This window comes from Nitrospirota bacterium, assembly GCA_015233895.1.
GTDB lineage: Bacteria > Nitrospirota > Thermodesulfovibrionia > Thermodesulfovibrionales > Magnetobacteriaceae > Magnetomonas.
Genome location: JADFXG010000002.1, coordinates 269617 through 288107, shown reverse-complemented (window position 1 = coordinate 288107; position 18491 = coordinate 269617). Strand labels below are relative to the sequence as shown.

The 18491-nt window shown below is 42.7% G+C and carries 16 protein-coding genes; all 16 read left to right on the top strand.

Annotated elements, in window-relative coordinates; genetic code table 11:
• Window positions 1-10: 10 nt before the first annotated feature.
• Window positions 11-763, top strand: a complete 753-nt coding sequence (locus HQK88_03485; GenBank protein ID MBF0615864.1) for an FtsQ-type POTRA domain-containing protein — start codon at window positions 11-13, stop codon at window positions 761-763.
• Window positions 763-1989 carry a cell division protein FtsA gene (gene ftsA, locus HQK88_03480; GenBank protein ID MBF0615863.1) on the top strand — a complete coding sequence of 409 codons (1227 nt, stop codon included), beginning with the start codon at window positions 763-765 and terminating at the stop codon, window positions 1987-1989. The genes HQK88_03485 and ftsA overlap by 1 nt, the downstream gene beginning before the upstream one ends.
• A 27-nt stretch (window positions 1990-2016) precedes the next feature.
• Entirely contained in the window at window positions 2017-3189 is a 1173-nt protein-coding gene (gene ftsZ / locus HQK88_03475; GenBank protein ID MBF0615862.1) for a cell division protein FtsZ, read from the top strand.
• A 362-nt stretch (window positions 3190-3551) separates the two neighbouring features.
• Entirely contained in the window at window positions 3552-4280 is a 729-nt protein-coding gene (locus HQK88_03470) for a hypothetical protein (protein ID MBF0615861.1), read from the top strand.
• A gap of 226 nt (window positions 4281-4506) precedes the next feature.
• The gene (gene rplU, locus HQK88_03465; GenBank protein ID MBF0615860.1) at window positions 4507-4821 is read left to right on the top strand and encodes a 50S ribosomal protein L21; all 315 of its coding nucleotides are present in this window, start codon (window positions 4507-4509) and stop codon (window positions 4819-4821) included.
• A gap of 5 nt (window positions 4822-4826) precedes the next feature.
• Complete coding sequence (gene rpmA / locus HQK88_03460) at window positions 4827-5096, top strand: 50S ribosomal protein L27 (GenBank protein ID MBF0615859.1); 270 nt, start codon at window positions 4827-4829, stop codon at window positions 5094-5096.
• A gap of 81 nt (window positions 5097-5177) precedes the next feature.
• Window positions 5178-6179 (top strand): GTPase ObgE, encoded by a 1002-nt coding sequence (gene obgE, locus HQK88_03455; GenBank protein MBF0615858.1) that lies wholly within the window; start codon window positions 5178-5180, stop codon window positions 6177-6179.
• A gap of 16 nt (window positions 6180-6195) precedes the next feature.
• The gene (locus HQK88_03450; protein ID MBF0615857.1) at window positions 6196-7131 is read left to right on the top strand and encodes a lysophospholipid acyltransferase family protein; all 936 of its coding nucleotides are present in this window, start codon (window positions 6196-6198) and stop codon (window positions 7129-7131) included.
• Window positions 7132-7677: 546 nt separating this feature from the next.
• Window positions 7678-8940: an ATP-binding protein gene (locus HQK88_03445; protein MBF0615856.1), complete on the top strand. Its 1263-nt coding sequence runs from the start codon at window positions 7678-7680 to the stop codon at window positions 8938-8940.
• A gap of 1 nt (window position 8941) precedes the next feature.
• Window positions 8942-11089: an AAA family ATPase gene (locus HQK88_03440; GenBank protein MBF0615855.1), complete on the top strand. Its 2148-nt coding sequence runs from the start codon at window positions 8942-8944 to the stop codon at window positions 11087-11089.
• A 96-nt stretch (window positions 11090-11185) separates the two neighbouring features.
• Window positions 11186-11515, top strand: a complete 330-nt coding sequence (yajC, locus tag HQK88_03435) for a preprotein translocase subunit YajC (GenBank protein ID MBF0615854.1) — start codon at window positions 11186-11188, stop codon at window positions 11513-11515.
• 24 nt (window positions 11516-11539) lie between these two features.
• The gene (gene secD / locus HQK88_03430; GenBank protein ID MBF0615853.1) at window positions 11540-13162 is read left to right on the top strand and encodes a protein translocase subunit SecD; all 1623 of its coding nucleotides are present in this window, start codon (window positions 11540-11542) and stop codon (window positions 13160-13162) included.
• Entirely contained in the window at window positions 13159-14097 is a 939-nt protein-coding gene (secF, locus tag HQK88_03425) for a protein translocase subunit SecF (protein ID MBF0615852.1), read from the top strand. The genes secD and secF overlap by 4 nt, the downstream gene beginning before the upstream one ends.
• 8 nt (window positions 14098-14105) lie before the next feature.
• Window positions 14106-15821, top strand: a complete 1716-nt coding sequence (gene recJ, locus HQK88_03420; protein ID MBF0615851.1) for a single-stranded-DNA-specific exonuclease RecJ — start codon at window positions 14106-14108, stop codon at window positions 15819-15821.
• A gap of 322 nt (window positions 15822-16143) precedes the next feature.
• Entirely contained in the window at window positions 16144-17835 is a 1692-nt protein-coding gene (locus HQK88_03415) for an MCP four helix bundle domain-containing protein (GenBank protein ID MBF0615850.1), read from the top strand.
• A 20-nt stretch (window positions 17836-17855) separates the two neighbouring features.
• The gene (locus tag HQK88_03410) at window positions 17856-18335 is read left to right on the top strand and encodes a purine-binding chemotaxis protein CheW (GenBank protein ID MBF0615849.1); all 480 of its coding nucleotides are present in this window, start codon (window positions 17856-17858) and stop codon (window positions 18333-18335) included.
• The last annotated feature ends 156 nt before the right edge of the window (window positions 18336-18491 follow it).

Sequence of the window (18491 nt, the reverse complement as noted above, 5' to 3'; positions counted from 1 at the left end):
AACTAACTCGATGCAAACAAGGGTAAGGTTAAAAAAGCAGACTGTAAAACAGGAAAGAGCGAAGGTACCGGCAAAACTTATCCTTGTGCTTATTGTGGTCTGTGCGGTATCAGTACTATCAGGGATAGGGTTTTTCAGGCTGACAAAAGCAGAGTCTTTAATGATTAAAAATCTTTATATAGAAGGGAATAACCATGTAGAAGACTCAGAGATAAACAGACTTTTAAATGTTAGCGGACAGAGCATAGTGACTGCAGATATGGATAACCTGTCAAAACGTCTTTTTGCCTCCCCGTGGGTGAAAAAAGTCTATATGAGGAAAGAGCTTCCACATTCACTTGCAATACGGGTGATTGAAAAAGTTCCAGTAGCGGCAGCCCTTGACAGTGATGTAATTTACCTTGTGGATGAAGATGGAATTAAACTTCAGAAGCTTGGCAGAAAACCTGATGAGTTGCCTGTTATAAAGATAACAGGTTCAAATAAAAAGGCATATCTTGAGGCAATAAAGCTATCGTCTGCAATAAGTAAAAATCCCAAAATGAAGGGACTGGTAGAGGAGATTGACGGAACCAGGCCGGAGGATATATCAATCCGTATTAATGGGGTTCCGGTGTATGTTGGATTTGGTGATTTTGACAAGAAGCTGACAAGCTACTTATCGTTAAAAGATGAAATAGTAAAGAGAAATATTCCTGTGGAATACATAGACCTGAGATTTTCACACAGATTGATTGTGAAGCCATTAAAGGGAGAGAAGTAGTGGCAGGGACAATTTTTTTAGCGTGTCTTGATATTGGAACAACCAAAATCAGCACAATGGTGGCAGAGGCAAGACGTGACTCGCTGGAAATAATAGCAGTAAGTACGGTTGCATCGCAGGGAGTGCGCAAAGGGGTAATCGTTGACATAGACAGCACACTTGCTGCAATAAAGGAATCAGTGCGCCGGGCGACTGAGATTTCTGGTGTTGAGATAAAAGATGTATATGTTGGCATATCGGACAGTTACATAAAAACAATGAGGAGCACAGGCGCTGTTGTTTTATCAAACGGAGTTGTCACAGTGCGCGATATAAACGATTGTTTAGAAAATGCGCAGACAATTTACGTTCCGCTTGACAAAGAGATTCTTCACGTAATCCCTTTGGGTTACAATGTGGATGGTGAAACGGAAATTTATAATCCACACGGGATGAAGGGGACGTGTTTTGAGGCAAATGTGGAAATAGTGACAGCAGCGACAAACTCAATTCACAACCTTTTAAAGTGTTGCGAGATGGCGGGGCTCAGTGTGGCAGAGCTGGTTTACACACCGATAGTGTCCTCGATGGCAGTGCTAAGAGAGGATGAGCTGGAGCTGGGAGTTTTTCTGATAGATATAGGGGGGGGAACCAGTGATGTGGCTTTTTTTAAAAATAACCGGTTTTATGGTGCAACTGTTTTAGACATAGCCGGCAATCAGTTTACAAACGATCTGGCCGTAGGGCTTGGAGTGTCCTCGGCTGAGGCGGAAAAAATAAAGAAAGCGTATGGGATGCCGGCATTTCCGGAGGACTATGAGGATGAGTCCATACTTATAGGAGTATCTGGCCGCGGTGAGAAAAAGGTTGCCAAATCTTTTATAACCAAAATAATCATAGACAGGAGTGAGGAGTTAATTGGCATAATTTCAGATGAGATGAGAAAGCTTGCCGGAGTTGAAACAGGACACCTCAGAGTGGTTATAACCGGAGGGGTGTCGCAGATGAAGGGATTTGAAGCTCACGTGCAGTCTCTGCTTAACATACCTGTAAGGATAGGAGTCCCTGAGGGTAAAGATGTAATAGACAAGGTACAAAATCCTGTTTTTTCAACACTTATGGGACTTCTTTACTATGCACATAAGAACACTTATGAGATGTCTTCTGCCGATAACCTGACAGGGGATGCAAGAGGCATGAAACGTTGGTTCCGAGGATTAATGGGAAAGTTTTTCAGACTAAATTGAGAATAAATATAAAAGGAGGGATACAGTATGTTTGAATTGGTGGAGAGTACCGACGGTAAAGCCAATATCAAAGTGGTAGGCGTGGGAGGGGCAGGCGGCAATGCCATAAACAACATGATAGCCTCGTCTTTGCGTAACGTTGAGTTTATAGCAATCAACACGGATGCACAGGTGCTGAACTCATCAATAGCTGAAAACAGACTTCAGATAGGTACAAAGATAACGAGGGGTTTGGGAGCGGGGTCAAACCCTCAGGTGGGCAGAGAGGCCGCTCTTGAAGACAGCGAAAGGATACGGGAGATTCTTGAGGGCGCCGATATGGTGTTTGTAACAGGTGGGATGGGAGGCGGCACGGGAACCGGAGCGGCCCCTGTGATAGCAGAAATTGCAAGATCGCTGGGAGCTCTTACGGTAGCGGTTGTGACTAAACCGTTTTTTTATGAAGGACGTAAACGCCTTGGTAATGCTGCAACCGGTATTAAAGAACTAAACCAGTTTGTTGATACCACCATAGTGATACCAAACGATAAGATTCAACTGGTTGTTGAAAAGGGTACCTCACTTATCAAATCATTTGAAATCGCTAACGATGTATTAAGAGATGCTGTTCAGGGAATTACCGATTTAATCCTTGTGCCGGGACTAATTAATTTAGACTTTGCCGATGTTAAGACGATAATGCAGTACTCTGGTAAGGCAGTCATGGGGATAGGAAAGGGAAAAGGTGAACAGGGACACATAGAGGCCGCAAAAAAGGCTATTTCAAATCCGCTGCTTGAGGAGACCTCAATAGATGGAGCACGCGGAATTCTAATCAACATAACCGGAGGAACGGATTTATCTCTGGATGCCGTACAGGGGGCATCGGAGCTGGTGTTCGATTCGGCACACGATGAGGCTGACATTATATTTGGAGCAGTAATTGACCCTAACCTCAACGGTGAGGTAAAAGTAACTGTAATAGCTACAGGTTTTGAGGAAAAGAAAGAAAACAAGATTACAGCAATGCCTGAGATGCACAGGTGGAAAACCCCTGTGGAAAAAGAGCGGGTTTATACAAGGAGCGCAGACAGGATTCTGTCTAAGAATTTGTTTGATTTTTCAAAAGAAGATAAAATTCCAACAACAGACTTAATGAACTACGATGATGACATGGATATTCCAACATTTATAAGGAAACAGAAAGAAGATAAATTATAAAACTTTAAGGTCTTCCCAAAGGGCGGGGGACAACCCCCATGACGTCCCCTGCCCCCCTCCAATTTATAAATATTGATTTGTAATGCTAATGCAGCAATCCTACTTTAATCTCATCTTTAATAATACCTAAACGTGTTATAATAAGCTAAGTAATACCAAGTTGCTGCCAAAAAGGTAATATAATGTAATGGTGGAGAAAAAGGACTGGATCCCGCAACAAGTGCGGGATGACAAAGGGCGGTGCGGGATGACAAAGGGGTGGTTCTTATCCTGTCATTCCTGCGAAGGCAGGAATCCAGTATTTTATTTATATCTTTGAACGCAACTCTGTATAAGGTTATTTTTAAGAGGGAGGCTTTTTTATGTTTCAGATGTTGACTCTTTTGTTTTGTACCCTGTTATTATTTCTGCCATCCCCGTCCTTTGCCCAACAGGAAGGGGTTAGCAAAGGCCAATCACAATTACCGGTTGAGGCCGGTAGCGTTAACAACTTTGTTTCACCTGGATGGAAAATCGAAGAGAAAGTAGCGGGTGATTTAAACGGTGATTCTATAAAAGATTATGCTTTAAAACTAATAGAGAAACAATCTGACAAAGAAGACGATGAACGACAGAGAGCACTCGTTATTGTGCTCGGAAATAAAAACGGTAAGTTGCGCCGTGCCGCTGTCAACTATAAATTATTGCAATGCCCTATGTGTGGAGGATTATTCTATGGAGGCTTTGCTCCCGCAAATGTAAGAATAACCAAAGGTGTTCTTGTAGTTGAACAAGAAAATGGATCTAGAGAACTCACTTCTTATACCTATCGTTTTCGGTATGAGCCGGATACTGGGAGGTTTTTTCTTATTGGTTTTGACTTTGTTTATAGGGATCATATAACTGTAAAGTCTGTATCCGAAAGTTCGAATTACCTTACCGGTGTGAGGATAGTCAAACGCAACGATGGGAAAAATGTCAAGACATCCAGGGAGAATGTTTCCATGGAGAAAATATACATTGAGCAAGTAGATAGAGATAAATTTAGCTCAGATGCCATTAGTCGTTTGGATATGAAATTTTTTGAAGAAACAATTGATGATCACCAGTGATGACTAATGGCGACATCGCCATATTTATAAGGAACGGGTAGGACTTAACATGTAAATAGAAAGATGGGGTGCATGGGGTCATGCCTTCGATGTTGAAATATCGGGACAGAAAAGGGATTTTTATAATTAAACTGTATATTTTTTTTGCATTTGACAAACCTAATCTAAATTATATAAACTACAATTTATGTGTAGAGAATAACTAAGATTTTGGAGGAATAAGCTGATGTATGCGATAGTGTTAACAGGGGGCAAGCAGGTGAGAGTGTCGCCCGATGAGACTTTGAGAGTGGACAGACTGGAAAACGCTGTTGGTGACTCTGTGACAATAGATAAAGTGCTGGCGTTTTTTGACGGTACAAAATTATTGGTCGGTAAACCGTATCTTGAAGGTGTTTCCGTAAAGGCTGAGATACTGGGAAAGGGTAAAACCAAAAAAGTTGCCGTATTTAAAATGCAGCCACGAAAAGCCACCCGGAAACTTCACGTCCACAGACAGCATTTCACAAAGATAAAAATTAATGAGATAATCGGAGGCTAATCACAATGGCACATAAGAAAGGTGTGGGAAGCACACGAAACGGGAGAGATAGTAAGGCAAAGCGGCTTGGAGTCAAGCGCTATGGCGGACAGGCCGTCACAGCCGGCAGTATTCTTGTCAGACAGCGGGGGACAAAACTTCATCCCGGCTCTAATGTCGGAATCGGCTCTGATGACACCCTTTTTGCTAAAATCACAGGCGTCGTTAAGTTTGAACGAAAAGATAAAACCAGAACCAAAGTGAGCGTTTATCCGGTACTTCAAGCTCAGGCTTAAAATACCGATCTTTTGTGATGGTTTTTTTTACCTAACAGCCATAACACATCAAGCCGGGCAGTTTCGTATCTATGGTAAATCGTGAAATTTGTTGATCTTGTAACTATTTACTGTAAGGCTGGGGCTGGCGGAGCCGGATGTGTGAGTTTTTGCAGAGAGAAGTTTAAACCCCGTGGCGGCCCTGACGGTGGAGACGGCGGTAAAGGCGGCGATATTGTTTTTAGAGCCGTAACTCATCTAAACACCCTCCTAGACCACAAATACAAAAAACATTACGCCGTTAAACGCGGCGGCCATGGCATGGGAAAAGATAAACATGGCTACGACAGCCCTGATGTGATCATAGATGTCCCTGTCGGCACGGTAATTAAAAATTTTGATACGGGTGAGACCCTGGCCGATTTAACCGAGGACGGTATGCAGGCTGTAATCTTAAAAGGCGGCAGAGGCGGTAAAGGAAATGCTCATTTTAAATCCTCTACGTTTCAAGCTCCTAAATTTGCACAGCCAGGTGAGGGCGGAGAGGAGGCCAACATAACTCTGGAACTAAAACTCATCGCTGACGTTGGTATCATTGGTATGCCTAATGCCGGTAAATCCACGTTGATTTCCTCAATAACCGCCTCACATGCAAAAATAGCCCCATACCCTTTCACAACATTGGTGCCAAATCTGGGAGTCGTAAAACTCAACGATTACTCAAGTTTCATTGTGGCAGATATTCCGGGAATCATCGAGGGCGCTCATAACGGTGCTGGTTTAGGGTTACAGTTTCTGAGACACGCTCAAAGGTCAAAACTGCTGATTCACATGATTGACGTCTCTCAGGAGGTTGCAGAAGATCCGATAGTGGCTTATGAAAAACTTAACCGTGAACTTTCCCTCTATAGCGTTGAGCTTTCACAAAAACCACAGCTCGTAGCGGCTTCTAAGATTGATGTTGAAGGCGATGGCAAACAAACTGAACTCTTAGCAGACTTTTGCCGAAGTAACGAAATTCCTTTTTTCCCGGTTTCAGCCGTTACACACGAGGGCATAAATACTCTTATTGCTTATATATCGGAAAGACTAAAAAAAATGTAGATGTTTTTTACTAAAAATGGCAAAAAAAAAATCTAAACTCAAGTGGCTTTTAGAATACTACGCTGTCGTTGTGCTTTTTACGTTGGCCGGACTTTTACCAAACTGGGGAATCAGGGTTTTAGGAAGAATTTTAGGCGATATGCTCTTTTCACTTGTGCCAAAAAGAAAAACCATTGCCCTTAATAATATATCTTGTGCTTTTCCGGAAAAAACACAACAAGAGGTGGCAAGGATTGCACGGGAAAGCTGCCGCTCTTTTATCATGTCTTTTCTTGAAATGATAAAAAACCAGAGCACTTTTAAAACCACTGAAGCTTTTAGAAAAGCTCACAGAAGAACAGCCCACATAGAGGAACTATTTAAAAAAGCAAAAACCCTGCATGACTCAAATGGTGGTTGCATATTTTTAACTCCTCACATCGGTAACTGGGAACTTTTGCCTCACGTAAGCGCCATTGTGGGTATTAATCTGGTAGTTGTGGCACGGCCTCTTGATAATCCGTATCTTGAAAAATTATTCTACTCCCGGCGCACAGAAACCGGTCAGATATTTATAGCTAAAACCAACGCAATGTTTAAGCTTCAGGAGACACTGAGGCGCGGTAAATCAATTGGAATGCTCCCTGACCAAAGCACATCAAAGGGAATCAGTGTGGATTATTTTGGCAGAAAGGCAACGGCAACGCCAGTTCCTGCGATACTCTCGGTGATGTATAAAAAACCCATAGTAGTGTGCGCTTGTGTGCGGCAAGGAAATGGAGAATTTACTGGATTTGTAAGCGACCCCATCTTTCCTCTAAGCGGCTTTAACAGCGAAAAAGCCGAAATACACCGGATTACCGGAGAAGTTACAAAAGCAATGGAAATTATCATAAGAGAGTACCCGGAACAGTACCTCTGGATTCATAACAGATGGAAAACCTATAAAAAAGAAAACGTCTGGGCTAATTAGATAAGGGAGAGAAAGTAGTAAGGGGAAGGACGCCGTCCTTCCCCTTAAACCCCTACCTGCAAGGGGAAATGATTTCCCCTTGACTCCTCGGTTTACTATCAGCGATTATCATTATGTGTAGGGGCTGCCCCCTGTGGCTGCCCAGATGAAAGATTTTTTTAATCGGCGTTCTGCCGCTTAAAAAGTATTATAGGGGATTCCCCTTGAGGAGAGACGAGCTCCGCCCACTAATACCAATTAGCCGTCAAAAAAGTAGATTAACAAAAACGAATAAACCACAGATAAACACGAATGAACACAGATTATGATTATTTAATTTATCTGTGTGTATCTGTGTCCATCAGTGGTTAAATTTTTTTCTGAGTGCAACTCGGTATAAACAGATGTTCAAATTAAAAAATTAAAAAAAACCTCTTGACAAGTTTTTTTATAAATGATACTCTTAAAACAGATATGTTGGCAATAAAATAATTGGCAACGTGTATGATGGCAACAAAGACGCTGGCATCGGAATTGTTGCTATATTAACGTTTGGGAGGTTTGAGCTTGGAGAGGAAGCTAATACAGGCAAGTGGTAATTTTGTTACCGGTGATCGCTTCTGGGATCGTGAGAAGGAAGCAGAGTTGTTTGAAACGAAACTGCAAGAGGGCGCACATATGCTGATTGTCGCCCAGAGACGTATTGGCAAAACAAGTCTTATGAAAGAGATGGCACTTCGTCTAAAAGATAAATATTCACTTCTTTTTATTGATTTGCAAGGTGCAAAAGATGCTGCCGATGCCATTTTTGAAATGAGTATGGCTACTAGACCTCATAAAAATATATGGGATAAGGTTGAAGAGATATTTTTAAATGTCGTAAGCAAAATTACAGGTGTTATAAACAGTGTTAAACTGCTTGGACAAGAAGTGTCGCTGCGTGATGGTTTAACTCAAGGTAATTGGTCTCAAAAAGGAGACCGTCTGTTTAAAATTCTTAAGTCTGCTGATAAACCTGTAGTTTTACTGATGGATGAGGTGCCTATTATGATTAGTAATATGCTCAAAGGCGGGGATTTTGTGGTAACTCCTGAAAGAAGGAATAATGTAAATGAATTTATGTCGTGGCTTAGAAAAAAAAGCATTGAGTATCAAGGAACAATTAGAATCGTGATTTCAGGAAGCATCGGACTTGAGCCAATTCTGAATCAAGCTAAGCTTAGTGCAACCTTGAATAATTTTTATCGCTTTGAACTAAAACCATGGGATGACAATGCGGCTATTGGCTGCCTCAGTGCACTAGCCAGCCAATATGGCGTTATTTATAAAGACTCTGCTGAAAGAGCGATTGTAGAACGCCTCGGCTGTTGTATTCCACACCACGTGCAGATGTTTTTTGCTTATATCCATGAACGTTGTGAGAGAACAGAGAACGTGGATGTGGAAATTCAAGATATAGATACCGTATATAAAGAGGATATGCTTGGAACCAGGGGGTACTCAGAATTAATTCATTATGAGGAGAGGTTAAAAATGGTACTTGGGCCCGATATGCTTTCGTTAGCGATAGAGATGCTGGCAGAGACGGCAATAAGCGGAACTCTGAATAATGAGCTGCTTGCTGCATTTCAGAAAAAGCACGAACACGATACAAGCCGCTTTGAAGGAATGAGTATTCAAGACGTTCTGCAACAAATAATAGCAGTATTCCTGCATGATGGATATTTTAGATTGTCAAATGACGGGTATGTTTTTATCTCTAAGATAATGCGTGAATGGTACAAGAAAAAATATCCGTTCTATCAGCCAATTCTAAAAAGAGAGGGTTAAGATGTCAAGACAATATATGAAATATAACCCAGCGTTTCTTACCGATGAGGAACTTATTCAGAGTTTTGTAGCACGGAATGTTGATTTCAAAATATTGCTTAACATAGTCAGAGAAAACACGGCTGATTCCAACCAGCATGTTCTTGTTGTGGGGCAAAGGGGAAGCGGCAAGACGACCCTTTTGCTAAGAGTTGCGGCTGAGATACGAAAAGACCCGGAGCTTTCAAAGCTCTGGTATCCGTTGGTGTTTTCTGAGGAAAGCTATGAGGTAACATCAATTGGCGAGTTTTGGCTTGAGGCGGTGCACCGGTTGGCTATTCAGCTAAAAGACGATAATTGGCAGCGCACGTATGATGAGTTAAAAAAAGAAAAGGATGACAAACGGCTGCAAATGCGGACATTGGCTCAGATTTTGGATCTTGCCGATACTGAGGGTAAGCGCATAATGCTGGTTGTTGAAAATCTTAACATGCTGCTTGGGGAACAGTGCAACGACAGTGACGGTTGGGCGCTCCGGCACACCTTATTAAATGAGCCACGCATTATGATGATAGCCTCAGCAACCCGGCGTTTTGATGAAATTGAAAATCATGACAAAGCGATGTTTGAGCTTTTTAAAATCCATGAGCTACGCCCTCTCAGTGACGATGAGTGCCGCGAAATATGGCTAAACATCACAGGAGAAGAACCCAAAGATGACCGGATAAGGCCGATTCAGATACTTACTGGAGGGAGCCCGCGGCTTCTTACGATAATATCCTCATTTGCCGGTAAAATGTCTTTTCGGCAGCTTATGACGGATCTCATCCGTCTTGTTGATGACCACACTGAATATTTTAAGAGCCATCTGGATGCGCTTGCGCCTGTTGAGCGGAAGGTATATCTGGCGATGCTTGACCTTTGGAACGAATCACCGGCAAGAAAAATAGCGGATGCGGCTCGGCTTGACGTAAATAAGACAAGCGCCCTGCTTAACAGACTTGCCGAGCGCGGCGCTGTGATTACAAAAATAAGGGAAAAAACTAAGCTATATTATGTGGCGGAACGTATGTATAACATATATTTTCTAATGCGTAAACATGGGGATTCCTCAAGCCGTATTAAAGCAGTAGTAGATTTTATGGTCAGCTTTTATTATCCTGAGGACCTTCTAAAAATAGTCCGTAATATTGCATCAGAGGCCTGTCAAAAAGATTTAGAATATTGTGACGACCATTTTAGTGCCTACGAGGCTATTTTAAAAGTATTACCAGAGGGTATGAGAAAAAAGATGATTGAAAATACACCCAAATATTTCTTTAAACATCCTAACATGACGGCTTCTTTAAAGCAATTGGTTGAAACTACATCTTCATTTGAACACCCATTTGATACCGCGCTGAGTTTGATAGATGAAGCTGATAAAAAGTTGAAAGAAGGTAATTATACCGATGATGATATAAAAAACATTAGAAATGGATTTGAGGAATTACTTACAAAAGGTCCTAATTTACTATATTTATGGCTTTTATATGGTTCAATTATGGAAGCTTTTAAACAATATGAGGTGGCTGAAAAAGCTTATCTGAAAGCTATTGAAATAAAGCCTGAAGAGATTTTATTTAAGAATGTGCTGCTCAATTTACTATTAAAAACCAATAGAGCAGACGATGCAGTTAAATTTGCTGAAGATTCAACTAAAGAGTTGCCCGATAATGCAGAACTACTAAATGGAATTGCCTGGGATTTCTATAAGTCAAACAACAGTATCTTAATTGTTAAGGCATTAGCATACATAAACGAAGCTGTCACAATTGATTCTAACGATACGGGATCACAGCATACACTGGCATGTATTCTTTGCAAATTAAACAGAGGGAAAGAGGCTTTGGTGCCAGCCAAAAAATGGATTGAAAATAATGACCGTGTCGAGAAAAAAATTGATGACACAATAGAGTTAGCAACAGGGCTTGCTGCTGTGGGATGTGCAAAGGAGGCACTTGAAATGATTACGGAGTCGCCCCATGCCAATTTGTATGAACCGCTGATTTGCGGCCTCAGAATGTATCTCGGTGAGGATGTGACAACAGCGGTAGAAATACGGGAGATAGGAAAAGATGTTGTTAAAAGAATAAAGGCATACGATTTAAAGCCGCAGAAGCTATCGTAAAAAATAGCGCTAACGTATTTTTTATTTTTACGTTCTTGCTTTATATGACTGACAAGAGTTAGAATATGAGCTAAAAATTTTGGAGGTGGATAAGTTATGTTATCAATAGCGTGGGCAATGGGGCAACCGCCTCAGGGTGGACAGGCTGGAGCTCCTGACATATTTATGAGTTTCCTGCCGCTTATGGTGATTTTTATAATATTTTACTTTCTAATGATAAGGCCTCAGCAGACCAAGGCAAAGGCACACAGGGAAATGCTTGCGGCCGTCAAAAAAGGTGATAAGGTGATTACAACAGGCGGGATTTACGCCGTTGTGGAGTCTGTTGATGAAAGCACGGTTACACTTAAAATCTCTGAAAACGTAAAGGTGAAATTTGGTAAATCATTTATAACAACCATACGTGGTTCTCATGATGGTGATTAAAGAGTATATATTGAGGAGGAAAAATTGAAAAAATCTGTAAAGTGGCGGTTTTTACTGATAGGGCTGGCTCTTCTACTTACACTCTCAGCACTCCTGCCCAATATGCCTTTTTATAAGGATCTGCCGCCGGTAATTAAGAAACTGTCCCCCGATAAAGGCATAATTTTAGGACTTGATCTGCAGGGAGGCCTTTACCTCGTGTTTGAAGTTGAAGGACAAAAGGCTGTCGCACAAACTACCAGCAGAATCTCTCAGGGAATTCAAAGGCTCTCAGACAATAAAAACCTTAAAGCAGATGTAAAATTTGACGGCAAAAACATAACCGTGGCTACTGCCACACCTGAAATCAGAAAAGCCATCGAAAATGCCTATCCAACCCTGTCTGCACGGGACTCCGGTTCCTCTGTGGTCTATTCCCTTTCGGAAAAGGAAACCAAATACATTATAGACAATGCCTGCGAACAGGCTCTTGAAACAATCAGAAACCGGATTGACCAGTTTGGTGTGGCTGAGCCGGTTATTCAAAGACAGGGTGAAAGCGAAATAGTGGTGCAGTTGCCGGGAGTCAAAGAGCCAAAAAGAGCCATTGAACTAATCGGTAAAACCGCACAATTAGAGTTTAAAGTCGTTGACGACGAATCCCCCACAGCCTCAGAACTGCCTGCTACAATTAAGCCATTTGAAGAGGATGAGCTCATGGGTAAGATGAAGGCTAAGATTCCCGAGGGTGATGAGATACTGTTTGAGCGAATCACTAACAAGGAGACCGGAGAGATCACTAAAAAACCGTTGCTGCTTAAGAAAGACTCTCCAATGGCCGGTAATTACATATCTGAGGCGAGGGTTCAGATTGATACAAGATACAACAGCCCGTATGTGTCTTTAACTTTCAACGCCGAAGGGGCTAAAATATTTGAGGAAATCACTGGAAAATATGTAAAGAAACGCCTTGCCATAATACTGGACGGTAACGTGTATTCGGCCCCTGTGATACAGGAAAAAATATCAGGAGGCAGCGCTCAGATTTCAGGTTCTTATTCGATGGATGAGGCCAAGGATTTGGCGATAGTGCTTCGTGCTGGCGCTCTTCCAGCTCCCGTTAACATGCTTCAAAACATAACCGTAGGCCCCTCACTGGGTACGGACTCTATTGCAGCCGGTAAACTTACCGCTATCGCCGCCTTTATTGCAGTGGCTGGGTTTATGGCCTTTTATTATAGAATCTCAGGGCTGATAGCAGATCTGGCACTTGTTTTAAACATGGTGTTTCTCATGGGTGCTATGGCTGCCCTTAATGCCACACTGACTATGCCCGGTATTGCCGGTATTGTTTTGGCTATCGGAATGGCTGTGGATACCAATGTGCTGATGTTTGAACGAATGCGGGATGAGTTAAAGGCGGGTAAAACGCCGCGTGCCTCGGTTGACTCCGGTTACGATAAAGCATTCTTAACCATTGTTGACTCTCACGTTACCACTTTGATAACGGCTGCGGTTTTATACCAATTCGGCACTGGTCCTATCAAGGGATTTGCCGTAACTCTCAGCATTGGTATAGCAATCAATCTCTTTACGTCGCTCATAGGCACAAAGGCCGTCTTTGATTACATCAACGCCGAAAGGGAGGTTAAAAAGTTAAGTATATGATTGAAATTATAAAAAAAACCAACGTAGATTTCATGGGAAAACGCTATATTGCTTTTGCCGTATCAGGGGTTTTCTCCGTACTGGGCATACTTGCAATCATAGCTGTGGTGCGTGGGACGGCAAACCTAGGCATTGATTTTGCCGGAGGGACGGCAGTACAGGTAAAGTTCGATAAACCTGTGAAATTATCAGATGTGAGAAAAGCTCTTGATGAAGGCGGCCTTACAGGGGCTGATTTACAAGAATTCCCCGCAGTTAAGAAAGTGTTGGTGGTAATTAAAAAAGCAGGCTCCGGAGCTCTTGACATAAAATCTGCATCAACATCAGCCGGAGTGTCGGATAAAGTCATAGAGATACTGACCAAAGGGCTTAAAGATAACAAACTGACGGTGGATTCGGTCTCTGAGATTGGTCCAAAAGTTGGCAGCCGGCTGCGCACCGATGCTATGTGGGCAGTTATTGCCTCTGTGGTGGGAATCCTGATTTATGTCGGCTGGCGTTTTCAGTTCAGCTTCAGCATCGGAGCCACCTTTGCCACTTTTCACGATGTACTGGCAGTGCTTGGCGTGTTTTATGTTATGGGATATGAGATTAACCTGATTCTTCTGACGGCGCTCTTAACAATAGCCGGTTATTCCCTTACTGACACAGTTGTGGTGTTTGACAGAATAAGGGAAAACCTTCGCGCTATGATTAAAGAGCCTGTTACAACGGTTATAAATAAAAGCATAAACGAGGTGCTCTCAAGAACGCTTATAACGTCTCTTACTGTATTTTTCTCATCATTAGCCCTGTACTTTTTCGGTGGTGAGGTGCTGCATAGTTTTGCATTAGCAATGGCTATGGGAGTAATCGTGGGCACGTATTCCTCGGTGTTTGTTGCAAGTCCGGTTGTGCTTCTTTGGGCTGGAGATAAGCAGCTTGTGAAAAAATAGAAGCGAATATGGCACGTTTGGACAAAAAATGGCTACTTGCTCGCACAAACAGCGAGTTTGTGGATTATCTTGCAAAGTCGCTCAATGTTTCAACAATTCTGTCGCAGATTTTAATAAACCGGGATATAAAAACTCCTGAAAAAGCGAGGAGTTTTTTTGATTCCACAGTCAGCTTATTAGCAGACCCGTATATGCTTTCAGGTATGGACAGGGCTGTAGAGCGAATAAACCTTGCAGTAAAGCGCTCTGAGACCATATTTGTGCACGGTGATTATGATGCTGATGGTACATCGGCTGCGGCAATTATGATTGAAACCCTGCGGAGACTTGGATGTGCGGTCAGATATTTTATCCCAAGCAGATTTGTGCACGGCTATGGTTTTCATACGGCAGCGGTTGAGCTGGCGCGGGAGAGCGGCTGCTCTTTGATTGTGACGGTTGACTGCGGAATATCCTCATTTGAAGCGGTTGACAGCGCGTTGAGATACAGTATAGACGTTATAATCACAGACCATCATAAGCCTGCTTTTGATGAATTATCAGGGCAGCCTGTGCTACCGGCTGCTTTTTCAGTGATAGACCCTGCAATTATGGCCTGTGATAATCCGCACTCACAGCTTACCGGAGCAGGTGTGGCGCTTATGCTTTCGATGGCTCTTAACCGCTCTGACATTGTTGATGTGGCAGACCTTCTTGATTTGGCAACGATTGGGACAGTGGCAGATGTGGCGCCGCTTGTCGGTGAAAACAGGCTTATAGTCAAAGATGGGATAAAGGTGATGGCGGCTGGTAAAAGGCCCGGGCTTAAGGCACTTTTTGAAATAGCGGCATCTGCCAACAGAACGATAGACGTTGAGTTGTTGTCTTACACGGCGATTCCCCGGATAAATGCGGCAGGGCGTATGGCTGATGCCTCCGAGGTTGTTGAGCTTTTTTTAACCGATTCTGAAACAGATGCCAAACGGATAGCTGGAAATCTTGATGCCCTGAACTTCAGGCGTCAACGGATTGAGGAGGGAGTGTTTGACTCTGCCATTAATCAGATAGAGATTGAGGGATTTGACAGAGCGATTGTGATTTATGATGAGGATTGGCATGAGGGAGTGCTTGGCATTGTAGCCTCTAAGCTTGTTGATAAGTTTGGTGTGCCTGCATTTGTGCTGACTGTTAAGGATACAGTAGCAAAGGGCTCAGCACGAGGAGTGCCGGAGGTTGATATACACAAAGTCCTCTCTGAATGTTCTCAGTACTTAATGCAGTTTGGAGGGCACAAACAGGCGGCTGGACTTAAACTAAAACTGGATATGATACCGCAATTTATTATTGCTCTGAATGAAGCCATAAAGCGGACATCGTCTGATTCCGCTTCACAGTCTATGATAATGATAGATGCCGACTGCTCTATTAAGGATATTAACTTTAAACTTCTTAACGAACTCTCTATGCTTGCTCCTTATGGTTATGGGAATCCGGAGCCTTTTTTTGGTATCAGAGGCCTTACCCCATATTCACCCAAAATAGTGGGGAAAAATCATCTGAAATTAAAACTTGGCGACAAAGGCATGCAATTTGACGCTATCGGGTTTGACTTAGGCGATCACCTCCCTATGGTATTAGGCACCGGCAGAGTGGATGCCGTTGTCACTCCAACCTTAAATGAATTTAACGGCTCTAGGACCCTGCAATTAAATATAAAAGCTATCAGAAAAAGTGCCGTAGTATAGAAAAAGGTTTGTAATTCTTTCTTCTATGATTAAAAATCACATAGATTGTAAAAAAACTTGACAAACGCAAAATGGTGTGATATGATTAAATTTCTCCTTTACTTCACACCTCCTCAAAGAACAGGCCGTGCCCCCCTGCATGGCCTGTTTCACAATTACCACTAACCGGCTATTGACTTTTTTTTTTCTCAAGTGTACACTTGTATTGTGTTTACACAGGATGGTTATACGTGCATTAACAGCCCGGATGTTTGCGCGTTTAAGTAAAATAGAAAAAATCAAATAAAACAAGACTTGATGGAGGATAAAGATGCTTCAGAACATGAAAACTGGCACACGGTTAGCGCTTGCTTTTGGTATCGTTGTAGTTTTGCTCTTAGTGGTAGCTATTATGGGCGTAAGCAGGCTTGCTGAACTTAACGATGAGATGTCTCAGATAGTCAAAGTGGAATATCCGAAGGTAGCGTATTGCAACGACTGGCTTGCTCAAATAAATCTGATAGCACGTGCTATGCGTAATACGCTGTTACTGGAAAAAAAGGAAGAGATACAGAAAGAGGTGGATAGAGTTCAGGAGGCAAGAAAAAAAATCACCTCTGATTTAGACAAACTTACCCCACTTGTCAAAAGCGAAACTGGCAAGGCGGGACTAAAGGCCATAATTGATGCAAGGACTCCTTATGTTCTTAGCCAGGACGAATTTCTAAAACTTGCGGCTGATGGCAAGCAGGCCGAAGCAAAAGAGTTTCTTTTAACGAAGGTAAGAGCATTGCAGAACACCTATTTCGATGCCATTGAAAAGTTAAAAAAACACCAGGAAGATGGTATGGATAAAAAATCTAAGCTGGCCGAGGATGCTTATAAATCTGCCCGCACAATGATCATATTTTTATCTGTCATAGCAATAGTCTTTGCAGTGGTGATAGCTCTGTGGATAACTATGACATTACTAAAGCAGTTGGGAGGAGAGCCCAACTACATTATGAGCATAGCTGAAAGCATTGCTGGCGGAGACCTTACAATCAGGTTAGAGTCAGGTAAAAAAGAAACCGGCATTTTTTTAGCTATGAAAAACATGCTTGAAAAATTAACAAGCATAGTGGGAGAGGTAAATGTATCTTCAGATAACGTCTCCTCTGGCAGTATGGAACTAAGCAGCACGGCTCAGGTGATTTCACAGGGAGCCACAGAGCAGGCGGCCTCAGTTGAGGAGGTATCCTCGTCAATGGAGGAGATGGCGTCCAACATCAAACAAAACGCCGATAATTCCCAGCAGACGGAGCGTATGGCGGCAAAAGCAGCTCAGGATGCGCAGGAGAGCGGAAAGGCCGTCGATGAGGCAGTAACGGCAATGAGAGAAATTGCAAGTAAAATATCCATTATAGAGGAAATCGCACGCCAGACTAACCTTCTTGCACTTAACGCTGCCATTGAGGCAGCACGTGCCGGAGAGCACGGTAAAGGTTTTGCCGTTGTGGCCTCAGAAGTTAGAAAACTTGCTGAACGCAGCCAAAAAGCAGCCGGTGAAATCAGCACTTTGTCATCTACAACAGTAACGGTCTCTGAAAAAGCAGGCACTATGCTTAAACAGTTAGTGCCGGACATACAAAGAACGGCAGAGTTGGTTCAGGAAATCAGTGCGGCAAGTAATGAACAAAATATAGGCGCTGAGCAGATAAACAAGGCTATAACACAGCTTGACCAGGTAATTCAACAAAACGCCTCAGCCTCTGAGGAGATGGCCTCAACCTCTGAGGAGCTGACATCTCAGGCACAGCAACTGCAAGATGCTATATCATTTTTCAGAACCAGCTCAGATGGTATGTCTACCGCAAGAAGATCTAAACCCAGCACAGCCAGACCACAACCTAAGAAACTAGCGGCTGCTCCGCAGCGCCTGACTCATGAGCCAAGAGCGGCTGTACATAAAACAACACCTAAAGCAAGGTCAATAGATCTCGATGACGGGCACAGGGGGTCCTCTTCAGATGACTCAGAGTTTGAAAAATATTAAGCCGCAGATGGAGGTAAAACATGGCAGTAGCATCGGTTACTGAGACAACACAGTACTTAACGTTTAATCTCGATGGCGAGGTGTTTGCTATTGATATTTCCAAAGTGCGTGAGGTGCTTGAATTTACATCAGTTACAACAGTACCCAAAATGCCGCACTACATCATAGGGGTCATCAATATCAGGGGCAACGTGGTGCCGGTTGTTGATATGCGTATAAAGTTTGGAATGACTAAGGGTGAAAAGACTGTCAACACGTGCGTCATAATAGTGGAGGTCAAGGTTGAAAACGACAATATCATTCTTGGCGCTCTGGTTGACTCCGTAGAAGAGGTAATAGAGCTTGAACCGGAGAGTATTGAACCAGCTCCAAGCATAGGTGTAAAGCTGGATACCGAATTTATCAAAGGAATGGGCAAAAGAGATGAAGTGTTTATTATAATTTTAGAGATTGACAGAATATTTTTGACAAAAGACCTGGAGGCCATCTCTTTAGTCTAACATAATGCCTTTTAGTTAATTCCGCAAACAAAGAATAGGATTCCTGGGGGTTAAAAACCCCAGGCAGCACAGAATGGTAAAAAGAGGTTTTTTTTCATTCCCGTCTTTTTTTTTCAGCCGTTAGCGCAATTTGAGTTTATACTACAAAAAATTGTA

Coding starts and splice junctions, on each gene's coding strand:
- HQK88_03485 (MBF0615864.1), top strand. CDS start 11: ATGCAAACAAGGGTAAGGTTAAAAAAGCAGACTGTAAAACAGGAAAGA.
- ftsZ (MBF0615862.1), top strand. CDS start 2,017: ATGTTTGAATTGGTGGAGAGTACCGACGGTAAAGCCAATATCAAAGTG.
- HQK88_03470 (MBF0615861.1), top strand. CDS start 3,552: ATGTTTCAGATGTTGACTCTTTTGTTTTGTACCCTGTTATTATTTCTG.
- rplU (MBF0615860.1), top strand. CDS start 4,507: ATGTATGCGATAGTGTTAACAGGGGGCAAGCAGGTGAGAGTGTCGCCC.
- rpmA (MBF0615859.1), top strand. CDS start 4,827: ATGGCACATAAGAAAGGTGTGGGAAGCACACGAAACGGGAGAGATAGT.
- HQK88_03450 (MBF0615857.1), top strand. CDS start 6,196: ATGGCAAAAAAAAAATCTAAACTCAAGTGGCTTTTAGAATACTACGCT.
- HQK88_03440 (MBF0615855.1), top strand. CDS start 8,942: ATGTCAAGACAATATATGAAATATAACCCAGCGTTTCTTACCGATGAG.
- yajC (MBF0615854.1), top strand. CDS start 11,186: ATGTTATCAATAGCGTGGGCAATGGGGCAACCGCCTCAGGGTGGACAG.
- secF (MBF0615852.1), top strand. CDS start 13,159: ATGATTGAAATTATAAAAAAAACCAACGTAGATTTCATGGGAAAACGC.
- recJ (MBF0615851.1), top strand. CDS start 14,106: ATGGCACGTTTGGACAAAAAATGGCTACTTGCTCGCACAAACAGCGAG.
- HQK88_03415 (MBF0615850.1), top strand. CDS start 16,144: ATGAAAACTGGCACACGGTTAGCGCTTGCTTTTGGTATCGTTGTAGTT.
- HQK88_03410 (MBF0615849.1), top strand. CDS start 17,856: ATGGCAGTAGCATCGGTTACTGAGACAACACAGTACTTAACGTTTAAT.